This is a genomic window from Streptomyces sp. TG1A-8 (assembly GCF_030499535.1).
Taxonomy (GTDB): Bacteria; Actinomycetota; Actinomycetes; order Streptomycetales; family Streptomycetaceae; genus Streptomyces.
Window position 1 is genome coordinate 405,741 of sequence record NZ_JASTLB010000001.1, and the last position, 18,809, is coordinate 424,549.

The 18,809-nt window shown below is 73.1% G+C and carries 15 protein-coding genes; 5 read left to right on the plus strand and 10 right to left on the minus strand.

Annotation, left to right across the window (positions count from 1 at the left end):
• Window positions 1-48: 48 nt before the first annotated feature.
• Window positions 49-1,827, minus strand: coding sequence for an ATP-binding protein (locus QQY24_RS01805; protein WP_301970874.1), 1,779 nt, complete (start codon window positions 1,825-1,827; stop codon window positions 49-51).
• Between the two features lie 500 nt (window positions 1,828-2,327).
• Between QQY24_RS01805 and QQY24_RS01810 the strand changes: the two genes are divergently transcribed.
• Entirely contained in the window at window positions 2,328-2,786 is a 459-nt protein-coding gene (locus QQY24_RS01810; protein ID WP_301970875.1) for a hypothetical protein, read from the plus strand.
• A gap of 535 nt (window positions 2,787-3,321) precedes the next feature.
• On the opposite strand, the gene QQY24_RS01815 is transcribed toward QQY24_RS01810, so the two are convergent.
• The 3 genes from QQY24_RS01815 to QQY24_RS01825 form a co-directional block, all read right to left on the minus strand.
• Window positions 3,322-4,536, minus strand: coding sequence for a sugar MFS transporter (locus QQY24_RS01815; protein ID WP_301970876.1), 1,215 nt, complete (start codon window positions 4,534-4,536; stop codon window positions 3,322-3,324).
• On the minus strand, window positions 4,529-5,254 hold the full coding sequence (locus tag QQY24_RS01820) for an HAD family phosphatase (protein WP_301970877.1): 726 nt from the start codon (window positions 5,252-5,254) through the stop codon (window positions 4,529-4,531). Before QQY24_RS01820 ends, QQY24_RS01815 begins: the two co-directional genes overlap by 8 nt.
• A gap of 62 nt (window positions 5,255-5,316) precedes the next feature.
• Complete coding sequence (locus tag QQY24_RS01825; RefSeq protein ID WP_301970878.1) at window positions 5,317-7,044, minus strand: carbamoyltransferase C-terminal domain-containing protein; 1,728 nt, start codon at window positions 7,042-7,044, stop codon at window positions 5,317-5,319.
• An 844-nt stretch (window positions 7,045-7,888) separates the two neighbouring features.
• Between QQY24_RS01825 and mtnA the strand changes: the two genes are divergently transcribed.
• Genes mtnA through mtnC form a run of 3 tightly spaced genes read left to right on the plus strand, consistent with a single transcriptional unit; the run spans window position 7,889 to window position 10,993 of the window.
• On the plus strand, window positions 7,889-9,628 hold the full coding sequence (mtnA, locus tag QQY24_RS34660) for an S-methyl-5-thioribose-1-phosphate isomerase (RefSeq protein ID WP_367657971.1): 1,740 nt from the start codon (window positions 7,889-7,891) through the stop codon (window positions 9,626-9,628).
• A gap of 37 nt (window positions 9,629-9,665) precedes the next feature.
• The gene (locus tag QQY24_RS01840) at window positions 9,666-10,244 is read left to right on the plus strand and encodes an acireductone dioxygenase (RefSeq protein ID WP_301970879.1); all 579 of its coding nucleotides are present in this window, start codon (window positions 9,666-9,668) and stop codon (window positions 10,242-10,244) included.
• Window positions 10,241-10,993: an acireductone synthase gene (mtnC, locus tag QQY24_RS01845; protein ID WP_301970880.1), complete on the plus strand. Its 753-nt coding sequence runs from the start codon at window positions 10,241-10,243 to the stop codon at window positions 10,991-10,993. Before QQY24_RS01840 ends, mtnC begins: the two co-directional genes overlap by 4 nt.
• Before the next feature lie 302 nt (window positions 10,994-11,295).
• Here the strand turns inward: mtnC and QQY24_RS01850 are convergent, their stop codons facing one another.
• The 5 genes from QQY24_RS01850 to QQY24_RS01870 all read right to left on the minus strand — a co-directional run bounded on the left by QQY24_RS01850 (window position 11,296) and on the right by QQY24_RS01870 (window position 16,038).
• A complete protein-coding gene (locus QQY24_RS01850; protein ID WP_301970881.1) occupies window positions 11,296-11,814 on the minus strand; it encodes a DUF1203 domain-containing protein in 519 nt (172 codons plus the stop codon).
• A gap of 388 nt (window positions 11,815-12,202) precedes the next feature.
• Window positions 12,203-12,793, minus strand: coding sequence for an ATP/GTP-binding protein (locus tag QQY24_RS01855; protein ID WP_301970882.1), 591 nt, complete (start codon window positions 12,791-12,793; stop codon window positions 12,203-12,205).
• Window positions 12,774-13,172, minus strand: a complete 399-nt coding sequence (locus QQY24_RS01860; protein WP_301970883.1) for a DUF742 domain-containing protein — start codon at window positions 13,170-13,172, stop codon at window positions 12,774-12,776. The genes QQY24_RS01855 and QQY24_RS01860 overlap by 20 nt, the downstream gene beginning before the upstream one ends.
• Entirely contained in the window at window positions 13,169-13,615 is a 447-nt protein-coding gene (locus QQY24_RS01865) for a roadblock/LC7 domain-containing protein (protein ID WP_301970884.1), read from the minus strand. The genes QQY24_RS01860 and QQY24_RS01865 overlap by 4 nt, the downstream gene beginning before the upstream one ends.
• Complete coding sequence (locus tag QQY24_RS01870; RefSeq protein WP_301970885.1) at window positions 13,612-16,038, minus strand: nitrate- and nitrite sensing domain-containing protein; 2,427 nt, start codon at window positions 16,036-16,038, stop codon at window positions 13,612-13,614. Before QQY24_RS01870 ends, QQY24_RS01865 begins: the two co-directional genes overlap by 4 nt.
• Window positions 16,039-16,606: 568 nt before the next feature.
• On the opposite strand from QQY24_RS01870, the gene QQY24_RS01875 reads away from it, so the two are divergent.
• A complete protein-coding gene (locus QQY24_RS01875; RefSeq protein ID WP_301970886.1) occupies window positions 16,607-17,512 on the plus strand; it encodes a phytanoyl-CoA dioxygenase family protein in 906 nt (301 codons plus the stop codon).
• 86 nt (window positions 17,513-17,598) lie between these two features.
• Here the strand turns inward: QQY24_RS01875 and QQY24_RS01880 are convergent, their stop codons facing one another.
• Complete coding sequence (locus QQY24_RS01880) at window positions 17,599-18,780, minus strand: GNAT family N-acetyltransferase (RefSeq protein ID WP_301970887.1); 1,182 nt, start codon at window positions 18,778-18,780, stop codon at window positions 17,599-17,601.
• Between the last annotated feature and the right edge of the window lie 29 nt (window positions 18,781-18,809).

Here is an 18,809-nt window from a genome sequence, read left to right on the forward strand (position 1 = left end):
ACGTACTCGAGCGGGGAAGAGGGCACCGCAAACGGGCGGGGCTTGCGGCTACGGGGAGGCCGGCGGCCGGGCGTCCGGGGAGGCGGCGCCGCTTCCGGACTGGCGCCCGCGGTGGAAGGCGCCGAACCGTGATCCCGCGTCACTGGCCGGGCGCTGCCGCGGCGGGGTGCCGTCCGTCGTCTCGGGTGCGGACCGGCGCTGCTCGCGCTCCCGCTCGGCCTCGGCCATGGTCCGGCCGGGGGCGCGGACGGGCAGGCCGTTCGGCGTGGAGTCGGCAGAGCGCCGGTGCCGCCCCTGTTCGGGCGGCTCGGGCAGGGCGGTGGGCCGCTCCGCGGCGGCGAGGCGCGGGGACACGGCGGGTGCCGGGACGGAGGACGCGGCGGGTGTCGCGGCCGGGACGGAGGGCGCGGCGGGTGCGGAGTCCGGCGTGGGCGCGGTCAGGGCGGCCGGACGGGGGGACACCTCGCGCGGCGCGCGGCCGCGCTCCTGGGACAGCAGCTGCGGGGGCAGCAGGATGACCACGCCGGTGCCGCCGCGTGAGGAGGGGCGGTAGTTGACGCTGATGCCGTACTTCACCGCGAGCCGTCCGACCACGGCGAGGCCGAGCCGGGTGCCCTGCAGCGAGGCCAGGTCGGTCATGCGGCCGGCCACGGCCTCCTCCGCGCGGCGCATCGCCGCGTCGGCCATCTTCAGGCCGCTGTCCTCGATGGTGACGACGATGCCGGCGCTGCGCTCCTCGACGTAGACGTGCACCTCGTCGATGGGCGGGGAGAAGTTGGCGGCGTTGTCCATCAGCTCGGCGAGCAGGTGCATGACGCCCTCGGCGGCGAAGCCGGAGATCGAGGCGGTGGTGGAGCAGTGCAGGCGCACCCGCTGGTAGGCGGCGATACGGCCGACGGCGCCGCGCAGGATGCTCTCCATCACGATCGGCTTGTTCCAGGCACGGCTGGACCGGCCGCCCATGAGCAGCGCCAGCCGGTCGGCCATCAACCCGAGCTGGGAGGTGCTGTGGTCGAGCCTCAGCAGGTCACCGAACACCTCCCCGCCGTGCCGGTCCTGCATCTCCCGCAGGTCGGCGAGCATGCTGACGGCCTTGGCCTGGACGCGGCTGAGCGCCTTGGCGGAGGCGGCCTGTGCGGCGGCGGCGCGCCGCTCGCTGTGGGCGACTTCGCGGACGAACACCTCGGCGGGGGCGCGGACCACGGGCAGCTTCGGCAGGTCGAGTTCGGCGAGGACCGTGGCGGCCGACTGGCCCTCGCGCAGCCGGGCGACCGCGGCGGGCAGCGTCTCCCGCCCGAGCCGCTCCAGCTCGGCCGCCGCCTCCTTCAGCTCCTGCCGGGCCCGTCGGCGCTCGCCGTCCAGGATGGCCGCGTGCCGTACACCCTCTTCGACGGCGGTGGCGAACATCTGCGTGAGCCGGTGCAGCTGCGGGTCCGCCGGCAGCGGCAGGCCGCCCAGCGCGTCGGCGGCGCTGGCGCCGTCACGCAACCGCTTGGCCACGGCGGGCAGCGTCACGTTGACCAGGTGTGCGCTCTCCGCCGAAAGCCGGGCCACCTGTACCTTGAACTGCCCCGTCTCGGCATCCTGTGATGCCGCCGTCCGCCGGGCCCGGTGGACGAGCCGGTGGCCGGCGAGGACGGCGACGGCCACGCACACCCAGGCGCTCGCCACCACGGCCGACGTCCAGGCGCGGGCCCCGGACGGCGCCAGGGCGACCGCGGCGCCCGCGGCCGCGGCGCTCACCGCCAGTCCGGCCAGAGGCACGACCGGTGAGGTCCGCGGCGCCTTCGCCGATCGGTGCTGACTGGGCGGTGCAGGCACTGGCATTCCGCGGTCCCTCGGTCCGTGAGAGCAGAAAAAGTGAGGCGACCGACACACGACGGCCGCAGGCCGGGATGCAGCCGCCAAGAGGACGACGATCTTCCGACCGGTACTGGTTCATGCTAGCCGTCCTGCCGTGCGACGAGATCTGACTAGCTGCATAGTCGGCCCACCGCCCGAGTTCGTCGCAAATGCAGCGCTGATACCGCTCAGCATGGTAGGGGAGACAGCGTCAATTCGCTGGCCCAGCGCACTGAAAGACGTTCCAGGGACGCCTGACGGGTCGTCGAATGGCAAGCAGGCATGCTTCTCCAGGACGTCGATTCCTCATGTGAGCAACCAGTTTTCGGCCAAGTGCACCACGGAGGGGCCGGACCCGAACGACGGGCGTAGGGCCGGGTGCTTCCCGGTTTCCGCCGATGCCGCCGCAGCCTTCACCGGCCACCACCGACCCGCCGGCCGGGGCGAGGGCCATCACCGCACCCTGTCACCGCGTCCCCTGCGCGGTGGTTCGTTGCGCCGCACCGGGGCCGGCGTTCCATCCGTCTTCGAGCAGGCCGAAGGCGGCTCGACGGCTCGTTCAGGGCAGCGTCGGCGAGCGCCCGGCGCGTGGCGGCCCGGCCTGCGCCCGCCTCCTGCAGCGCCCCGGCGTCGACGTCACCGTCTACGACCTCGACGCCGACGCGACCGCCCGCGACCAGGGCGGCACCCTCGACATGCAGCCCGGGACGGGACAGTACGCCCTGCGCGCCGCCGGCCCGTGGGAAGACCTCACCTCCCTGGCCCGTCCCGAGGACGAGCAGACGCGCCTGGTCGCCCGCGACGGCCGCGCCCTGTTCGACGCCGGCCCGCCCCGGGACGGGCCGGGCAACCCCGGGACCGACCGCGGACAGGAGGACATCGATGGCGCCTTCGCCCCTGACAGCGCCGAGCGGACCTTCGCCCACATGACCGCCCACCGCTGACACCAGCCGCTCCCGGCCGCTCCTTCCGCAGCGGCGGCAGGGCGGCGCAGGGCCGCGGTGCCTGCCGGAGTGCGGGGGCGGCGTGACCGGGCGCGTCCCGGGGCCCTTCCGCGGCCGGCCGGTCGTGCGAGCTGATCGCGCACGGTTCGCGGTTCGCGGCCGAGCAGGTCGGCGAGCAACGGATCCACACCGGCGCGCACACGCACGTCCTCGGGAGACCGTGCGTGCCATGCCGTCCGACGGCGTCACGGCCCGCCCCGTCACCTGTTCCGGCGCCGGGGCGCCCTCCTGCGCGCGAGAACCGCGTCGACGAAGGAGCGTGTGAGCGGGGCCGCCCCGGCCGCCGTGACGTCCTTCGTCCGGCTGCCGGTCGCGCGCCCACCGCGGTCCGGCCCGAACCGGTGCGCCCCGGACGCGAGTTCCGGGTGACGGGCGTGCGGCTGCCGGCGTCAGCGTCCGTGCCGCCCGGCCCGCCGCAGGAGGGCCCGAACCGCACCCGTGCGCAGCCGGCGCCGACTGCCGGCGCGGCGCGGCGTCAGAGCCGCCCCGGGCGCCGTGCCCGGCGGGCGAGCGTGGCGAAGAGCAGGCACAGGGCGCAGAATCCCGCGAGGGTGAGCGGGATCGCCGCGGGCGGCCGGGTGTCCGTGAGTCCCTCCACCACCGCCGGGACGGTGGCGTTGCCGAGCATGCAGCACAGGGTGAGGACGGAGGTCGCGCGCTGGGGGACGTCGGCCACGCCCGACGTCCAGGTGATCACGGTGGGCAGCACGGGGGCGAGGCAGAGCCCGGCCAGGGGGTAGGCGGCCATCGCGAGGTGGGGGACGGCGGCCAGCAGGAGCGCTCCGAGCGCGCTGACGAGGTAGAGCGGGACCGTGGTGCCGGCCGGCAAGCGTGCGGTGAGCTGGGGGACCACCAGGCGGCCCAGTGCCATGCCCGCCCAGAATCCGGACGCTGCCATGGTCGCCGCCGCGAGGCTCCAGCCGCTCCTTTGCAGGTGGGTGGACTGCCAGGCACCGATGCTGGTCTCCAGGCCCGCGTAGAGCAGGCCGGTGACGAGGAAGAGGACCAGGACCGCGCTCGGGCGGCCGAGCCGGGGCCGGGCGCCGCCCGTCCGCGCGGAGGCCGGCTGCTCGAGCACGACGCCCATGCGTCGCACCAGGATGCAGGGCAGGGCCAGCAGACAGGCCGCCAGGGCCAGTAGCCGGATGTCCGTCCGGCCGACGGGACCGGTGGCCAGGGGGCCGAGGATCGCGCCGACGCCGAACACGGCGTTGAGGCGGTTGACCATGATGACGCTGTTGTGGCCGAAGCCCCTGGCGAAGGCGGTGTTGAGGGTGAGCACCATCCCGCCGTAACCGGCCCCGGCGACGGTGGTGGCGCACAGGTACGAGGCCCAGCCGGGACTGAGCGCCATGCCGGCGGTCGCGGCGGCGAACACGGCCAGCAGGAGGGTGATCGTCGGCCGGGGCCTTGCCCTGCGGCCGAGCAGGCCTATCAGGGCGGTCGCCGCGAGCGCCCCGAAGTTGTAGCAGGAAACGATGCGTCCGACCGCGTGCCCGGAGCCGAATTCGGTCTTCAGGTAAGGCAGCGACGCCCCCAGGGACGCGGTGAGCGCGCCGAGGACGAAGAACACGCAGAACGCGGAGACGACCGTGGTCCCCGCGACGTGCGGCGCGGACGCCGGCGCGCCGGTGGGGGCTTCGGGAACCGCGGCCGACGCGGCTTGCGGTCCGTCGGCGGGATCAGGCATGCGCGCGCTCCCCGGCGGAGGTGATGACGACCGGGACATTGAGCCCCGTGAGCACCAGGCTCCCCCGGCCGCGGGCGGCTCCGACGCCCAGACCGGTGAAGTCCGGGGTCACGGCCACGGCACCCGCCTCGGTCAGCTCGTCCCCGCCGATGCCGACGCAGACGGCGCCCGCCGACACGGCCGAACGCACCCCGCTGACCGAGTCCTCGAAGACGAGGGTGCGCTGCGGCCGGACGCCCAACCGCCGGCAGGCTGCCAGATAGGGGTCCGGATGCGGTTTTCCGCGTGTGACGTCGTCACGGGTGACCTGGATGGCGAACACGTCGAGGAGGTGCAGTCCGCCGAGGGCGTTCTCGATCTTGCGTGTCCAACTGCTGGTGGCCAGCGCCAGGGGGACGCCCTTGCCGGCCAGCCCGGTCGCCAGCGTGTCGGCGCCGGGCACGACCGGGTAGGGGGCCTCCTCCTCCAGCGTGTCGACCTCGGCCCAGATCGCCGACCGGTCGCTGTCGGAGTGGTGGGGGAACAGCAGTCGGACGGTCTCGGATCCGGTCCGTCCGTGCACGTACCGCTCGAGGTCGGCGGACGTCAGGGTCCTGCCGTGACGCCGTGCGACATCACGCCAGGCGTTCTCGATCACGGGTTTGGAGTCGATCAGGACCCCGTCCATGTCGAAGACGACGGCATCCACCTCGTACGGTGCACCGACTGCCAGTTGCATTGTTCTCCTCACCCGTCCGCTCGCGGGTCCGGTCGGCGTTGGGTCGTCAGGACGTCACGTCGTCACGTCGTCACGTCGCCCGCGAATCCGTTCGCGCCGTCCTTCCACACCAGGTACACGTCATCGATGAGCAGCAGGTCGATGACCTCGTCCCGCAGCGGATCCAGGGCGTCGCGGTGCGACTCCACGATGGGCTCCTCGTGCTTGTTGAACGACGTGTTGACGAGCGCCGCCTGTCCGCTGCGCTCGTGCCAGGCCAGCAACAGGCCGTGCAGGAAGGGATCGTCGCCCCGCCGTACGATCTGCGGGCGGGCGGTGTTGTCGACGTGCACCACGGCGGGACACGTCTTGGCGAACTGCTCGTGGCAGTCGTAGGTGATGGTCATGAAGAGGGCCGCGGGCTGGTCGGGTGCCCAGCCGCGGTAGCAGTCCGGAGCCAGTTCCTCCGCGGTGATGGGGGCGAACGGCATGAACTCGGTGCGGTTGAGGCGCTTGTTCAGCCAGTCGTTCATCGAGGGGTCGTCGGTGCGGCAGAGGACGCTGCGCCGGCCCAGCGCACGGGGGCCGAACTCCATGCGGCCGCGGTGCACACCGATGACCTTTTCCTCGTCCAGTGCCCCTACCAGCAGCTCCTGCAGACCGTGGTCGACCCGGCGGAAGCGGAGCTCGGGATAATCCTGGAGAATCTCTTCCAGGTGTCCCTCGGAAATGGCGGCGTCGGGGCCCAGCGCCATGGACGGGAGCCTGTGCCGCTGCCCGGTCTCGCGGTAGGAGACCACCGACGCCGCTTGCAGGGGAAGTCCTCCGTCACCCATCGGCGGCAGCACGTATATATTGCGTACGCCCGGGGTCTCGAATATGCGCTGATTCAGCTTGACGTTCGCGAAGACTCCGCCTGCCAGACAGATGTTTCCGCTCGGCACCTTTTCGATGTGCTGGGCCACCACGGCGGTCAGCAGGTTTTCCACGTGCATTTGCGCGGCGGCGGCGACGTCGGCCGGGTCGTGCTTGGCGATTTCGTTCAGGATTTCCTCGGAGTACCCCTCGTAGGAGGGCTGGTAGTACTTCCCGGTGCGCGCCCTGATGGCTCCGTCCCGGGTGATGTCGATCATGCTCTTCATCAGGGGGAGGAGCTTGTGGGGATCACCGTTGGCGGCCAGCCCGGTGATCTTGCCCTCGTGGCGGTTCGGCTTGAAGCCCAGCAGTTTGGTTATGCGGCCGTAGAAGTAGCCGAGGCTGTCGACGGAGGTCTCCCGCTGGAGGACCTCCTCCCCCTCCGGGGAGCAGCGCATCACGGTGAGGGACTGGAAGTCGCCCCGTCCGTCACAGGTCAGTACCAGTGCCTCGTCGAAGGGCGAGCAGAGGAAGGCGCCGAGGCCGTGGGACTCGTGGTGGTCCACGTGGACCGCCTTGCCGCGCAGCCCGTTCTTGTCGACGAACTCGTCGAACTCGGCGCGCTTCGCCTTGTCGTTGCGTATCTCGTCGGACACCCGCTTGCGCAGGTGGACGAGCCCCTCGGGGCGCTTCTGCGCCTCCTCGGCGACGCGGTCGACGTACAGGAGGAGGTGCTTGTCCGCGTCGAAGCCCGCGCACCAGCCGTAGGCGACGCGGTCGACCTCTTCCAAGGAGACGCCCGCCTCCCGTAAGACGTACTCGATGGAACGGGCCGGCCAGGTCTTGTGGTCCTTTATTCGGGTGAACCGCTCCTCGCTCACCGCTGCGATTATTTTTCCGTCCCGGATGAGACATGCGCCGGCAAGGTCATTGTTGGTGATGCCCAGGATCTTCACCCTGTATGCCTCCGAAACGCGTGTGGGAACCCGAGAATCAATGCGAGTTCCTCGGGATGCGATGATGCTAAGCAGGCCGTCCGCGATTCGACAACATCATGAGCGCTTCTTGGCCATCCTGTCCGCCGGTCGGAAAAACGACGACGGGGACTGTTGCGTTAACCCCGATTTTGCGTGCTGGTCGGCCGACGGGTTCGGCGCACCTTTTCATGCTTTGTGGCTGATGACGGGCAGGCCGGCGGCCCGGTCGCCGCATCGGGCGGACGCCGGGTTCCCCGCTCCGGCCCGGGGCGGCCGCCCGCCGGCGGTGTTCGTGGCGTGATCCGCACGCCGTCCGCATCCGTGGCCCGCACCCGGGTGTCATGGCACGGCCGTTCCTGTGGACGATCAGCCGCTTCCCCTTCGGCCGGCCGTCGGGGACGTCACCGGCCGGTCCGGTCGCCGTCCCGGGCACGGCCGCCGGTCCCGGTGGCCGTGCCCCGCCGGTACGGCGGGCGATCCGACGGCCCGGTGCCCGCGGGTCCTGTGCGGTGGTCCGGACCCGGCCGCCGCCCGTCGTCGGCGGGAGGCGGTGGCCACGGCGACGGGCCTGCCGACCGGTTCGCACGCCCTGGCCGCATTCCGGGGATCACACGCCTCAGCCCCCTCTGCAGTACCAATTATACTGTGTGCAAAGGTCGTTGATCGCCGTACATACGGTCCGGCCGCGCGCGGCCCCGGTGTTCGTCCACCGCGCGCGGGTCCGGCGCTCCCCCCGTCCGCACCCCATCCGCATCCCGGCACACCCACCCAACCGGTTCCGCCCCCAGGTCCCGTCTCGAACGGGCCCGGACCGAGGAGGATCATGCTCGACCGTTTCCCGACCACGAACTCCCCCTCCGACCCGCCCGGGCCCGGTGCCGCTCGCGTCGCCCCGGCCGGAGCGCGGGCCGGTGCCGACGGGGCGCCCCTGGAGTGGACGCAGGAGGGCGTCGTCGTCGTCGACCAGCGGGCCCTGCCGCACGAGGTGCGGCGGCTGTGCCTGCGGACCGTGGACGACGTGATCGACGCCATCCGGACCCTCGCCGTGCGAGGCGCGCCGGCGATCGGCCTCACCGGCGCTCTCGGCGTCGCCCTGTCCGTTCGCCGGAACACCGCGGCCGACGGGTCGGTCGACGAGAGGGCCGTCCGCGCCGACGCCGAGCGCATCGCCACCGCGCGGCCGACCGCCGTCAACCTCGCCTGGGCCGTCGCGCGCGTCCTCGAACAGCTCCCGGACGGTCCGGACGCCGTGCTCGGCACGGCCCTGCAGTTGGTCGAGGAGGACGTCACCGCCAACCGCGCCGCCGCCCTCGCCGCCGCCGACCTGGTCGCCGGCCTGTTGCCGGACCGGCCCCTGCGGCTGCTCACCCACTGCAACACCGGGCGGTTCGCCACGGCGGCGGGCGGCACCGCGCTCGGCGCCGTCCTGGAACTGGCCGCCCGCGGCCGGGTCGCGGAGGTGTTCGTCGACGAGACGCGCCCGTTGCTGCAGGGCTCCCGTCTCACCGCCTGGGAGCTGGGCGAGGCCGGCGTGCCGTACCGGCTGTGCCCCGACTCCGCCGCGGCGGCCGCGATGGCGCGGTCCATGGTCGACTGCGTCCTCGTGGGAGCCGACCGCATCGCCGCGAACGGGGACACCGCGAACAAGATCGGCACCTACTCCCTGGCCGTCGCCGCCGCCCGGCACGGCATCCCGTTCGTCGTCGTGGCGCCGGAGTCGTCCTGGGATCCCGCGCTGCCGGACGGGGCGGGCATCGTGATCGAGGAGCGGGACGCCGAGGAGGTCACCTCGGTCGCCGGGGTGCGGGTGGCCCCCGAAGGCGCCCGGGCGTTCAACCCGGCCTTCGACGTGACCCCCGCCGACCTGATCACGGCCGTCGTCTCCGAGGCCCGCGTCCTGCGTCCCTGCGCCGCGCCCGGCCCGGAGGCCGGGGCGGCCACCGCCCTCGCCGACTGCTCCCGCGACCTGTACCGGCGGGGCTGGATGCCCGGCACCTCCGGAAACCTCTCGGTGCGGCTGCCGGGCCCCGGCTCCCGCGCCCTGATCACCGGCAGCGGCCTGGACAAGGGCACGCTCGGCCCGGACGACATGGTGCTGGTCGACTCCGCCACCGCCCGGGCGCTGCGCCCGGGCGGCCGGCGTCCCTCGGCGGAGACCGCCATCCACACGGCCGTGTACCGCACCACCGGCGCGGACGCCGTGGTCCACGCGCACCCGCCGTACGCCACGGCCCTCGCCCGTCTCGCGGCCGTGCCCGGGGAGTTGGGCCGGATCCCGCTGAAGGGCCTGGAACTGCTGAAGGGGCTGGGGCTCGACGACCCCTCCGCGGCACTGCTGCCGGTCTTCCCGAACTGGCCCGACGTGGCGCGGATCGCCGACGAGGTGGCCGCCCACCTCAGCGGGGATCCCGCCGCCCCGCCGGCGCTGCTCATCGCCGATCACGGCGTCACGGTGTGGGGCGATGACCTCGCCCAGGCCCGCAACCGGCTGGAGTGCGTGGAGGCCATGTGCCAGATCCTCCTGCTCACCGGCGAAGGAACCGCCTCCCGCGCGGCCGCCTGACGTCTCCGCCGCCGACCCCTCCCGGAAGGAAACCCCGATGACACTGCTGCAGATCATGCCGGAGGACGCTCCGGACCGGGTGCTGCTGCGCACCCACGACGACGACCGCATCGTCACCGAACTCGCCGCACACGGAGTGGCGTTGCGCCGCTGGCCGGTGCTCGCCCCCGACGCGTCCGCCCTCGACGACCAGACCCTGCTGGACCTGTACCGCGACCGGATCGACGAGGTGTGCGCGCGGGATTCGATGACGCTCGTCGACGTGGCGCGGCTGCACCCCGAACCCACCGCGGAGTGGCGCGAGCGGGCGGCGAAGGCCCGGCTGACGTTCCTGGAGGAGCACCGGCACGGCGAGGACGAGGTGCGCTTCTTCGCCCACGGCCGCGGCCTGTTCACCCTGCACCTCGACGAGCGGGTGTACGCGGTCGTGTGCGAGGCCGGTGACCTGCTGTCGGTGCCCGCGGGGGTGCGGCACTGGTTCGACATGGGCGAGTGCCCCGACTTCGCCGCCGTCCGGTTCTTCCAGGAGGAGGACGGCTGGGTGGGCGACTTCACCGGCGCCCCGATCGCCGACCGCTTCCCGCGCCTGGACGAGCTGACCGGGGCCGGGCGGTGACGGTCTACGACGCGGACGTGGTGGTGCTCGACATCGAGGGCACCACCGGCTCCCTGTCCCACGTGCGGGACGTGCTGTTCCCCTACGCGCGCCGCGAGTTCACCGGGTGGCTCACGAACCACCGCGACGAGCCGCGGGTGCGGGAGCTAATGGACGCCGTGGGCCGTGAGGTGGGGCGGCCCGGGATCGGACCGGACGGCGTGGCGGCGGCGCTGGCGGCCTGGTCGGACGCGGACGTGAAGGCGGCCCCGCTGAAGACCGTGCAGGGCTGGATCTGGGCGGAGGGATACGCGGCCGGCCGCCTGCACGGCCATGTGTACCCCGAGGTGCCCGGCGTGCTGCGGGACTGGCGTGCGGCGGGCACCGGGATCGCCGTCTACTCCTCCGGTTCGGCGGCGGCCCAGCGGGACTGGTTCCGGCACACCGGGTACGGCGACCTGTCGGGGCTCCTGGACGCCTTCTTCGACCTGGACAGCGCCGGCGCGAAGACGGACCCGGCGTCGTACCGCGCCATCGCCCGCGCCGTCGGCGCACCGTCCGGACGGCTGCTCTTCCTCAGCGACGTCGCGGCCGAACTGGACGCCGCCCTCGCGGCCGGCTGGCAGGCGGCCGGGGTGCGGCGGGACGGCGACCCGCGCGGTCCCGAGGTGCCCGGTCACCGCACGGTGCCCTCCCTCGACCGGCTGCGCGTGTGCCGTCCGTCCTCCTCCGCCCCGTCCCGTGGACTCCCCGGGACGTCGTCGTCATGAGTGCCTCCCCGCGCCGCCGGAACCCGCCGGAACCGGTCTGACCGGCGGCACCGGTGTCCGCGAACCGCTGTCGGACACCGCCGGGGCGCGCGTCACCGTGCCCCCCGGCGGGCCGTCCGGCGCCGGCCGCCGGCGTGGTCGCCGGCCGCCGGCGCCGCGACCGCGCAGGACCTCACGGAGCGGTGCCGGACCGGCCCGCCGAGGGGCACGGGCCGTCAGGACGGGGCGGGTGACCACCGGCACCGCCCGGAGCGTCCGCGGGCGGCCGGCCTCCGGAATCGATCATCCGGGTGGCGGGGCGCTCATCGCCCCTCGGTGGGGGGCCGCCGCACCTCGAAGTGGAAGCACCCGTATTCCACTGCCCTGACGTGCACGAGCACCACTTCCGGGTCGTCGAACGCGTCGTCAAGGGCGGCGTCGAAGCCGGCCGTCGCGTCGGCCGGGATCTCCAGGAGGCGGCCACCTGCGATACGGCCCCGGGCGTCGTAACGGCGCGCGGTGCGCAGGGCCCCCGGCCGGTCGAAGGGATAGTTCCCGCGGGGAGTGAACCCCTCGCAGTCGTCGGCGTGGATGAAGACGGGACCCTGTTCGTCGTACGCGCCCGGATCCACGCCCCTGGCGGCGGCCCAGCGGCGCAACGGGGCGTACGAGACAAGGGCGATCCGCTCGCCGGACGTGACGGGACGCAGGCAGCACCGCAGCGGGGAGCCCCCGTCGTCGCGGGTCGCGGTGTACGGGGCGCAGGGACGGCCCGCGTCGTCGGCGGTCCGCAGTTCCTTGAGGACGGCTGGGTCGACGGGGAGGACGGTGTACCGGGTCATGTGCCCATGCTGGACCGGTACGCGTGTGCTCACCGGCGGGAAACGGACGTCATGGCGGTGCCTGCCCACCTCGGCCGCCGCTGACCCGCGGGATGCCGGGCGCGGTCCGGCCGGTCCCGGCACCCGGACCGGTGCCGGTCGCGCTCGGCGCCTCGTGGGCGCGCCTCGGCGGAGCGGTCCGTTGCCGGCGTGCCGGGCCACGAGCCGGCCGGTGGCAGACGGTCCGCCCGTCCGGGCATCGCCTCGCGGCCTCCGGTTCCGGCCGCACGACGGGCGCGGGCCGGGGACGCCCGGCCGGCCCCGCCGCACGCCCGCCGCCGCGGGAACCGGGGTCGCGGGAACCGGGGCCGTGGCGCCGTGCTCCGGGAAGGAGCGGCGCGAGCGGGGATCAGCCGGCCGGCTGGGGTGCGGGGTGGCGGGCCATGAGGTGTTCGATCAGGGTGAGCAGGACGTTCCGGCCTTCGGTCCGTTCGCGTGCGTCACACATCACCAGGGGAACCTGGGGATCGAGGTCCAGGGCGGCGCGGACTTCCCGGGGCGTGCGATCGCGGACGTTGTGGAAGCAGTTGACCGCGACGACGAACGGGATGCCGCGGCTTTCGAAGAAGTCGATGGAGGCGAAGCTGACCTCCAGGCGGCGGGTGTCGGCCAGCACCACCGCTCCCAGCGCGCCGTGCACGAGGTCGTTCCACATGAACCAGAAGCGTTCCTGGCCCGGGGTGCCGAACAGGTAGACCACCAGTTCGTCGCTGATGGTGATGCGCCCGAAGTCCAGGGCGACGGTGGTGGTGGCCTTGGCGTCGACACCGACCAGGTCGTCCACGCCGACGCTGGCGCGGGTCAGGTATTCCTCGGTGTGCAGGGGGGCGACCTCGCTGACCGCGCCGACCAGGGTGGTCTTGCCCACCCCGAAGCCGCCCGCGATCAGGATCTTCACGGCCTGGGCCGTCTGTGCCGGATCAGAGCCCGCGGAGCCCATTTCTCACCGCCTCAAGGATCGTCATGTCGGGGAGGGTGCCGTTGTACGCGAAGGCCAGGGGCGGCCGGGCCCGTACCCGGCCGGCGTCGATCAGGTCGCCGATGAGAATCTTGGTCACCGACACCGGCAGGTCCAGTTCGGCGGCGATCTCGGCCACCGCGACGGGCCCGCGCGCGCACAGGCGCAGGACGGTGCGGTGTTCCGGCTGCAGTGCGTGGCGGTCGGCCGCGGTGTCCGTGCCGGACGTGGTCTGTGCCGTGATCAGGGTGATCAGGGTCAGGTCGGCACGGCCGGCGGTGGTACGGCCGCCGGTGATGGTGTAGGGGCGGACCAGTGGTTCGTCCGCGTCGTCGTCCAGGTCCTCCGTCCAGTGCCTCATGCGCCGGCCCCGGGGCCGGCGGGCGGGGACGGGTCGGACTGCGGGGTACGCGCGTCGGTGCCCAGTTTCTGGCCCACCTGCTGGACCAGGGTGTGCATGGCGACCGCCATCACCTCGGCGTCGACCTCCTGGGAGGCGACCACGGCCAGGTGGGTGCCGCGGCCGGCCGCGGTGACGAACAGCCACAGGTCGGCCATCTCGACGATGACCTGGTGGACCGGACCGCCTCGGAAGAGCTGTCCGACACCACGGGCCAGGCTCTGCTGACCGGTGGCGATCGCAGCCAGGCGCTCGGCGTCGGAGCGCTCGACGGTTTTCGAACGGCTGATGACCAGGCCGTCGTCGGACAGGACGATGGCGTGCCGGGTGCCGGCGACCTGGTCGACCAGTCCGTCGAGGAGCCAGTCCAGGTCTGCGTCGGTGGCGATGGTTCGCTGAGTCATCCTCGGTCTTCCGTCGTGAGCGGTTCGGACTGGTCGGTGCTGGGCGTGGACGGCCGCGCGTCGGCGGCGCGGTTCTTGCGGGACTGCCGCTGGAAGGCGCCGATAGTAGCGCCGGAGCGGGTCGGGGCGCCGGGCGGGGCCTGGGGGGCCGGGGCGTCCTGCGCGTCCGGCGCGCGCAGTTCGGCCGCCAGGCTGGCCTGACGCGTCCGGCGGGGCAGCGGTGCGGGCCCGGTCCGCGGGTTCGCGGGGGCCGGCGCCGGTGCGGTGACGTCGGCCATCGCCTGTCCGCGCGACCGCACCGGCAGGTCGTCCGGACCGTCCGGGCGACGGGAGCCGTCCGCGGGGCGGGAGTCCGCGGACCGGCGCGGCGCGGGGAGGGGGGTGCCGGCGTCGTCCGGCGACGGGCCGTCGGCCGCGTCCGGTACCGACCGGGGCCGCTCGGCGACGAGGGCCTGCGGGACGAGGACGATGACGCGGGTGCCGCCGAACGCCGACGGCCGCAGTTCCACCTGCAGGCCCAGGGACGCCGACAGGCGGGCCACCACGTACAGGCCCAGGCGCGCGTCGTCGGCGCGGGTCATCACGTCCAGCTGCGGAGGGGCCTGCATCAGGGCGTTGGCGGCCTCGTACTGCTCGGCCTCCATGCCCAGTCCGCGGTCCTCTATCTCCACCGCGATGCCCCGGCTGACCGGAGCCGCCTTGATCTCGACCGGAGCCGGCGGCTTGGAGAACGCGGTCGCGTTCTCCATCAGCTCGGCCAGGATGTGGATCAGCGGTCCCACCGCCCGCTCGGAGATCCACGGCCGGCCCTCGACGTCGATCGCGATGCGCCGGTAGTCCTGGACCTCGCCCTGCGCGGCGCGCAGGACGTCCAGCAGCGGCACCGGTTTGCGCCAGCGGCGCCGCGGCTGGCCGCCGCCGAGGATCACCAGGTTCTCCTCGTAGCGGCGCAGCCGGGCGGTGAGGTGGTCCAGGTCGAACAGCCCCTCCAGCACCTGCGGGTCCTCGTGGCGGCGCTCCAGCTCGTCCAGCTTCTTCAACTGCAGGCCGATCAGCAGCTGGGTGCGGCGCGCGATGCGCTGCAGCAGCCGTTCGAAGCCGCGGTGCTGCTCCGCCTGGCGCACCGCGGTGCGCACCGCGCTGCGGCTGGCCAGGTTCAGCGCCCGGCTCAGCTCGCCGAACTCGTCCGATGCCGGGGCGAGTACGGGAACCTCCACCTCCACGTCCACGTCCTCGCCCTGTTCGAGCCGGGCGACCACCCGCGGCAACCGCTGCCCCAGGTCCTGCGCCTGATCGCGCACGGCCATGACCCGCCGGCGCAGCCTCACGGTCAGCCGCCAGGTCACCAGCACGACGAGGACGATCGCGAGCAGGCCCAGCGCGGCGGCGGAGTACAGGAACAGCCGCAGCTGCCGCACCTCGGTGGCGCCGGCGGCGTCGGAGACACCGCTGCGGACGTTGATGAGCCGCTCCAGCCGGTTGACCGAGGCGTCCGCCGCGGTCCGCCACTCGGTGCGGGCACGTGGCAGCGCCACGCCGTCGGGGCCGGCGTCGGCGGCCTGCAGCCGCTCCTCCAGCGCGACCCGGCTCCGCCACTCCTTGCTCTTGGTCATCGCCGCGTACAGCCGGCTCTCCGCCGGGGTGAGGTTCGGCGCCACCCGCGAGTCCAGCAGGTACTCCTGGGTGCCGACGGCGTCGGTGACCAAGTCGTAGTCGTCGGCCGACAGCCGGCCCGACGCCCAGCCATGCGCCAGTACCGCGTCCTCCCGGCTGATCATGTCCACGACCCCGTTCAGGTCGAACAGGACCTGTGACAGGTCGGCCACTTCGCCGTTGGCGCCGTGGGACAGGGTGGCGAAGACGTCGGTGCTGGCGCCGACGGCCTCGGTGTAGTAGGCGAACGCGCGGTCCTGGCCGACGGTGCCGGCGTCCACCGCGCGGCGTTCCTGCGCGAGCCGGTCGGTCACCCGCACCGCCCGGGCGAGCGCGTCGGCCAGCCCCCGCTGCCCGTTGCCGGTGTCCAGCGAAGCCAGTGGCCTGAAGGCCCGCACCGCCCGGTCGGTGACCGTACGCTGCCGGTCCAGGGCCGTCCGGGCCGCCCGGGGTGAGGCCAGTGCCTCCCCGGTCAGCCGGCGCTCCCGCTCCAGGGCGTTGAACAGCGCCGCGTTGGGCTGGGTCACGGCCGCGGTCAGGTCGTACTGGGCGGCCTGCTCCCGGTACTCGTCGCCCAGGTGGTACGTGCCCAGGCCCCACAGCGCGACCAGCGCCACGCTCGGCACGAGCAGCAGCACCAGCAGCGCCGTGCGCAGCGACAGGCGGCGTTCACCGGCCGTCCACGCCTGCTCGTCCGTCCGGTCCGTTCGTCGGCGGCCGGTCCGCGCGCTGCCCGCTCCGCGCCGTCCGGTCCTGTTCAATCCGCTCACACGCAGGACCCTCTCCTCGTCACTGGTCAGCCGCACCTGTGACGAGAACGCGCCAGACAGTAGCGGTTGGTGGCTTGATATTAGTCATACAGTCAGCGAAGTCCGAAAGTTCATCCGGTGGTACGCGCGAACACGGCGTCCGGAAACGGATCCGGCACCCCGCGAGGGAGCCCGGTCCCCCGCGTTCCCTCCGCCCCTCCACGACGGCCGGCCGGCCCGGCGACGGCCCCTCCCCCACCCGGCCGGGCTCGACCCGGCGGCCCGCCCGCGACGCCGACCGACGAGGCCGATGGCCGCCACCCCCGCACGGTGGCGCGCCGCAGGCACCTCCTCGACCGATCGGCGGGAACGCGTGCGGAGGTGTCCGGAAAACGTGTCGTCCGGGCACGCCCGACGCCCGCCCGACCCCCGTCCACCCGTGACCGCCCCCACGGCCGTTGTCCTGGATCGTGCGGGAAATGAGCTCCGCGCGACACCATGCAATCCTTGCGGAGCAGGACACCCCTGGATTCTCCGGTAATGGTCGGCTAGGGTTTGCCGGAACGGTTCCACGATAAAGGAGGGAAAAGTGTCCAGTTATCCAGGACTGACTGCGGAAGAGGAAAAGCTTCTGCCGACGCAGGCCGACGTCCGCCTCTACGAGGAGCGTGGCTGGTACTTGTCCGAGAAATTACTCAGCGACGCCGAGACCGACGCGCTCACGGCGGCCAGTGAGCGGTACTATGCAGGTCAGAGGGACCGCCGTCTGCCAGTAGAGCCGGACAGGTGGGCGGACTGGAAGCCCTCGGACGGTGACGTCCAGCGAAACAACGACTATGTGCACTACCAGGACGAGACAATAGCCGGAATCCTGCGCAAGCCGGTGATCGGAGCGGTCGCCGCACGCCTTGCGCGGACTTCCTCGATCAGGGTCTTCCAGGCAACCCTGATTTACAAGCCGCCGATTGCCGAAGAGCGGTCGAACATCGTCTCCTGGCATTTCGACAAATACTTCTGGCCGACCTGTTCATCGGACCGCATGCTGACGGCGTTCATTCCCTTCCACGACTGCGGGGAAGTGGACGGCACCATCACCATGGTGAACGGCAGCCACCTCTGGACCGAACGGCACGGCGCCGACCGGGGCAGCGGCGCGCCGGAGGACGTGGCGCGCGAGTACCTGCTGAGGAACGACGCCGAGCGCAACGGCAGGGCGGAGGTCGAGAGGGTGCCGGTCCACATACCCAGGGGCCACATGACCTTCCACCACTGCCTCCTGTACCACGGCAGCGGACCCAACCGCGGCACCCGCCCGCGCCGTGCCATCTCGTTCCACCTCCAGGACGAGGAGAACGCCTACCGGCCGCACCACCTGTCCGACGGGCGCCAGCAGCCCTACAAGCACGACCGCTTGGTCCGGACCACACCGGACGGCACACCCGACTACGCCGACCCCGACTTCTGTCCGCGGCTGTGGCCCGTCGCAGGGGCCTGAAGCCACCGCCGTCCGGGCCGGTGACGCCGGGACGCCGACCGCGGGAGGGGGTCCCGCGGTCGGCGTCCCGGCTCGCACCACCACGCTCAGTCCAGCATCCAGCTCTCGGCGTCGATGCCGCCCACCACGGTGGGGCCGTGCTCCTCGGCGAAGGCCAGCACCTCGGAACGGTTGCGCTCCCTGACGGCGGCGGCGTCCGCGTCCAGCGGGCGGTCCACCCCGACCAGCACGGAGTACAGGGGGGTCGGCTGGGCGCCGCGCGACATCTTCGCGTGGAAGGTGCCGAGCCCCAGGTGGATCGCGCGCACCGAACGCCCCGCCCCCGTCGTGATGGGGTGGTAGAAGACCAGGTTGAAGTAGTCCGCCAGGTTCGACGCGGAGTAGTCGAAGCCCGCGACCCGTCCGTAGAGCATGTCGTGCTGGCGGTAGCGGAGCACGCACCCCACGGGCCTTCCCGCGTCCTCGGCCATCAGCAGCGAGCTCTGGTCACCGAGGAAGCGGCCCTGCCGTTCGTAGACGGTCGCGACGCGCTCCTCGTCGAACGCGGTGTGACCGTGGCGCTGCATCAACGCGCTGTTGAGCGGGGCCATCTCCTTCACCGCTTCGGGCAGCCGGTACTCCTTGACGATCCGGTCGCTCTCCTGGAAGAGGCGCAGCTCGCGGAGGGCTCGTTGCCGGCGGCGGGCGGGCAGCCAGGCCCGGTAGTCGTCGAAGGTGTCCCACAGACCGAGCGGCAGCGAGGTCTCCACGTCGTGGAAGCGCACCACGGCACCGTCCCCGGCGTGCGCGCGGGCGACCTCCAGGGCCTGCTCGCGAGGCAGGTAGTAGTACGCCAGGACGCTCGCGCCGTTCGCCCCGGCGAACCGCATGGCCTCCGCGGTCAGGGCCCGCACGGCGGCCTCGCGGTCCGCGGCGGACACGTCCGCACGGCGGGGAAGCTGCCCGCGGAACTCCGACCAGCCCGAGCCGAACGCCAGCGGATTGGTGGCCACCCGGTGGTGCCGTTCCCCGGGCACCAGGCCCGTCAGCAGGTCGGCAGGTGTGTACAGGACGTGCGGAGGGGTGCGGAAGGAGTACGCCTCCAGCCCGGAGACCGCCGCGCCGCCGGCGTCGCGGGCCAGGAGGTAGTGGCCGTGGGCACCCTCGGGCAGCTCCTCCTCGCGGACCTTGAGGAAACCGCTGCTCGAGTAGATCGTCGCGTCGACGGTCAGCGAATCCCAATCGCCGGCCGGAAGTTGTCGGGATGTGCTGTGTAAGGAAACACGCATGGGGCTCTCGCAGAAAGATGGGGAGGAAG

Excerpts from the sequence above, each read along its gene's own strand:
- QQY24_RS01805 (WP_301970874.1), bottom strand. The coding sequence starts at position 1,827 with ATGCCAGTGCCTGCACCGCCCAGTCAGCACCGATCGGCGAAGGCGCCG.
- QQY24_RS01815 (WP_301970876.1), bottom strand. The coding sequence starts at position 4,536 with ATGCCTGATCCCGCCGACGGACCGCAAGCCGCGTCGGCCGCGGTTCCC.
- QQY24_RS01820 (WP_301970877.1), bottom strand. The coding sequence starts at position 5,254 with ATGCAACTGGCAGTCGGTGCACCGTACGAGGTGGATGCCGTCGTCTTC.
- mtnA (WP_367657971.1), top strand. The coding sequence starts at position 7,889 with ATGCTCGACCGTTTCCCGACCACGAACTCCCCCTCCGACCCGCCCGGG.
- QQY24_RS01840 (WP_301970879.1), top strand. The coding sequence starts at position 9,666 with ATGACACTGCTGCAGATCATGCCGGAGGACGCTCCGGACCGGGTGCTG.
- QQY24_RS01850 (WP_301970881.1), bottom strand. The coding sequence starts at position 11,814 with ATGACCCGGTACACCGTCCTCCCCGTCGACCCAGCCGTCCTCAAGGAA.
- QQY24_RS01855 (WP_301970882.1), bottom strand. The coding sequence starts at position 12,793 with ATGGGCTCCGCGGGCTCTGATCCGGCACAGACGGCCCAGGCCGTGAAG.
- QQY24_RS01860 (WP_301970883.1), bottom strand. The coding sequence starts at position 13,172 with ATGAGGCACTGGACGGAGGACCTGGACGACGACGCGGACGAACCACTG.
- QQY24_RS01865 (WP_301970884.1), bottom strand. The coding sequence starts at position 13,615 with ATGACTCAGCGAACCATCGCCACCGACGCAGACCTGGACTGGCTCCTC.
- QQY24_RS01880 (WP_301970887.1), bottom strand. The coding sequence starts at position 18,780 with ATGCGTGTTTCCTTACACAGCACATCCCGACAACTTCCGGCCGGCGAT.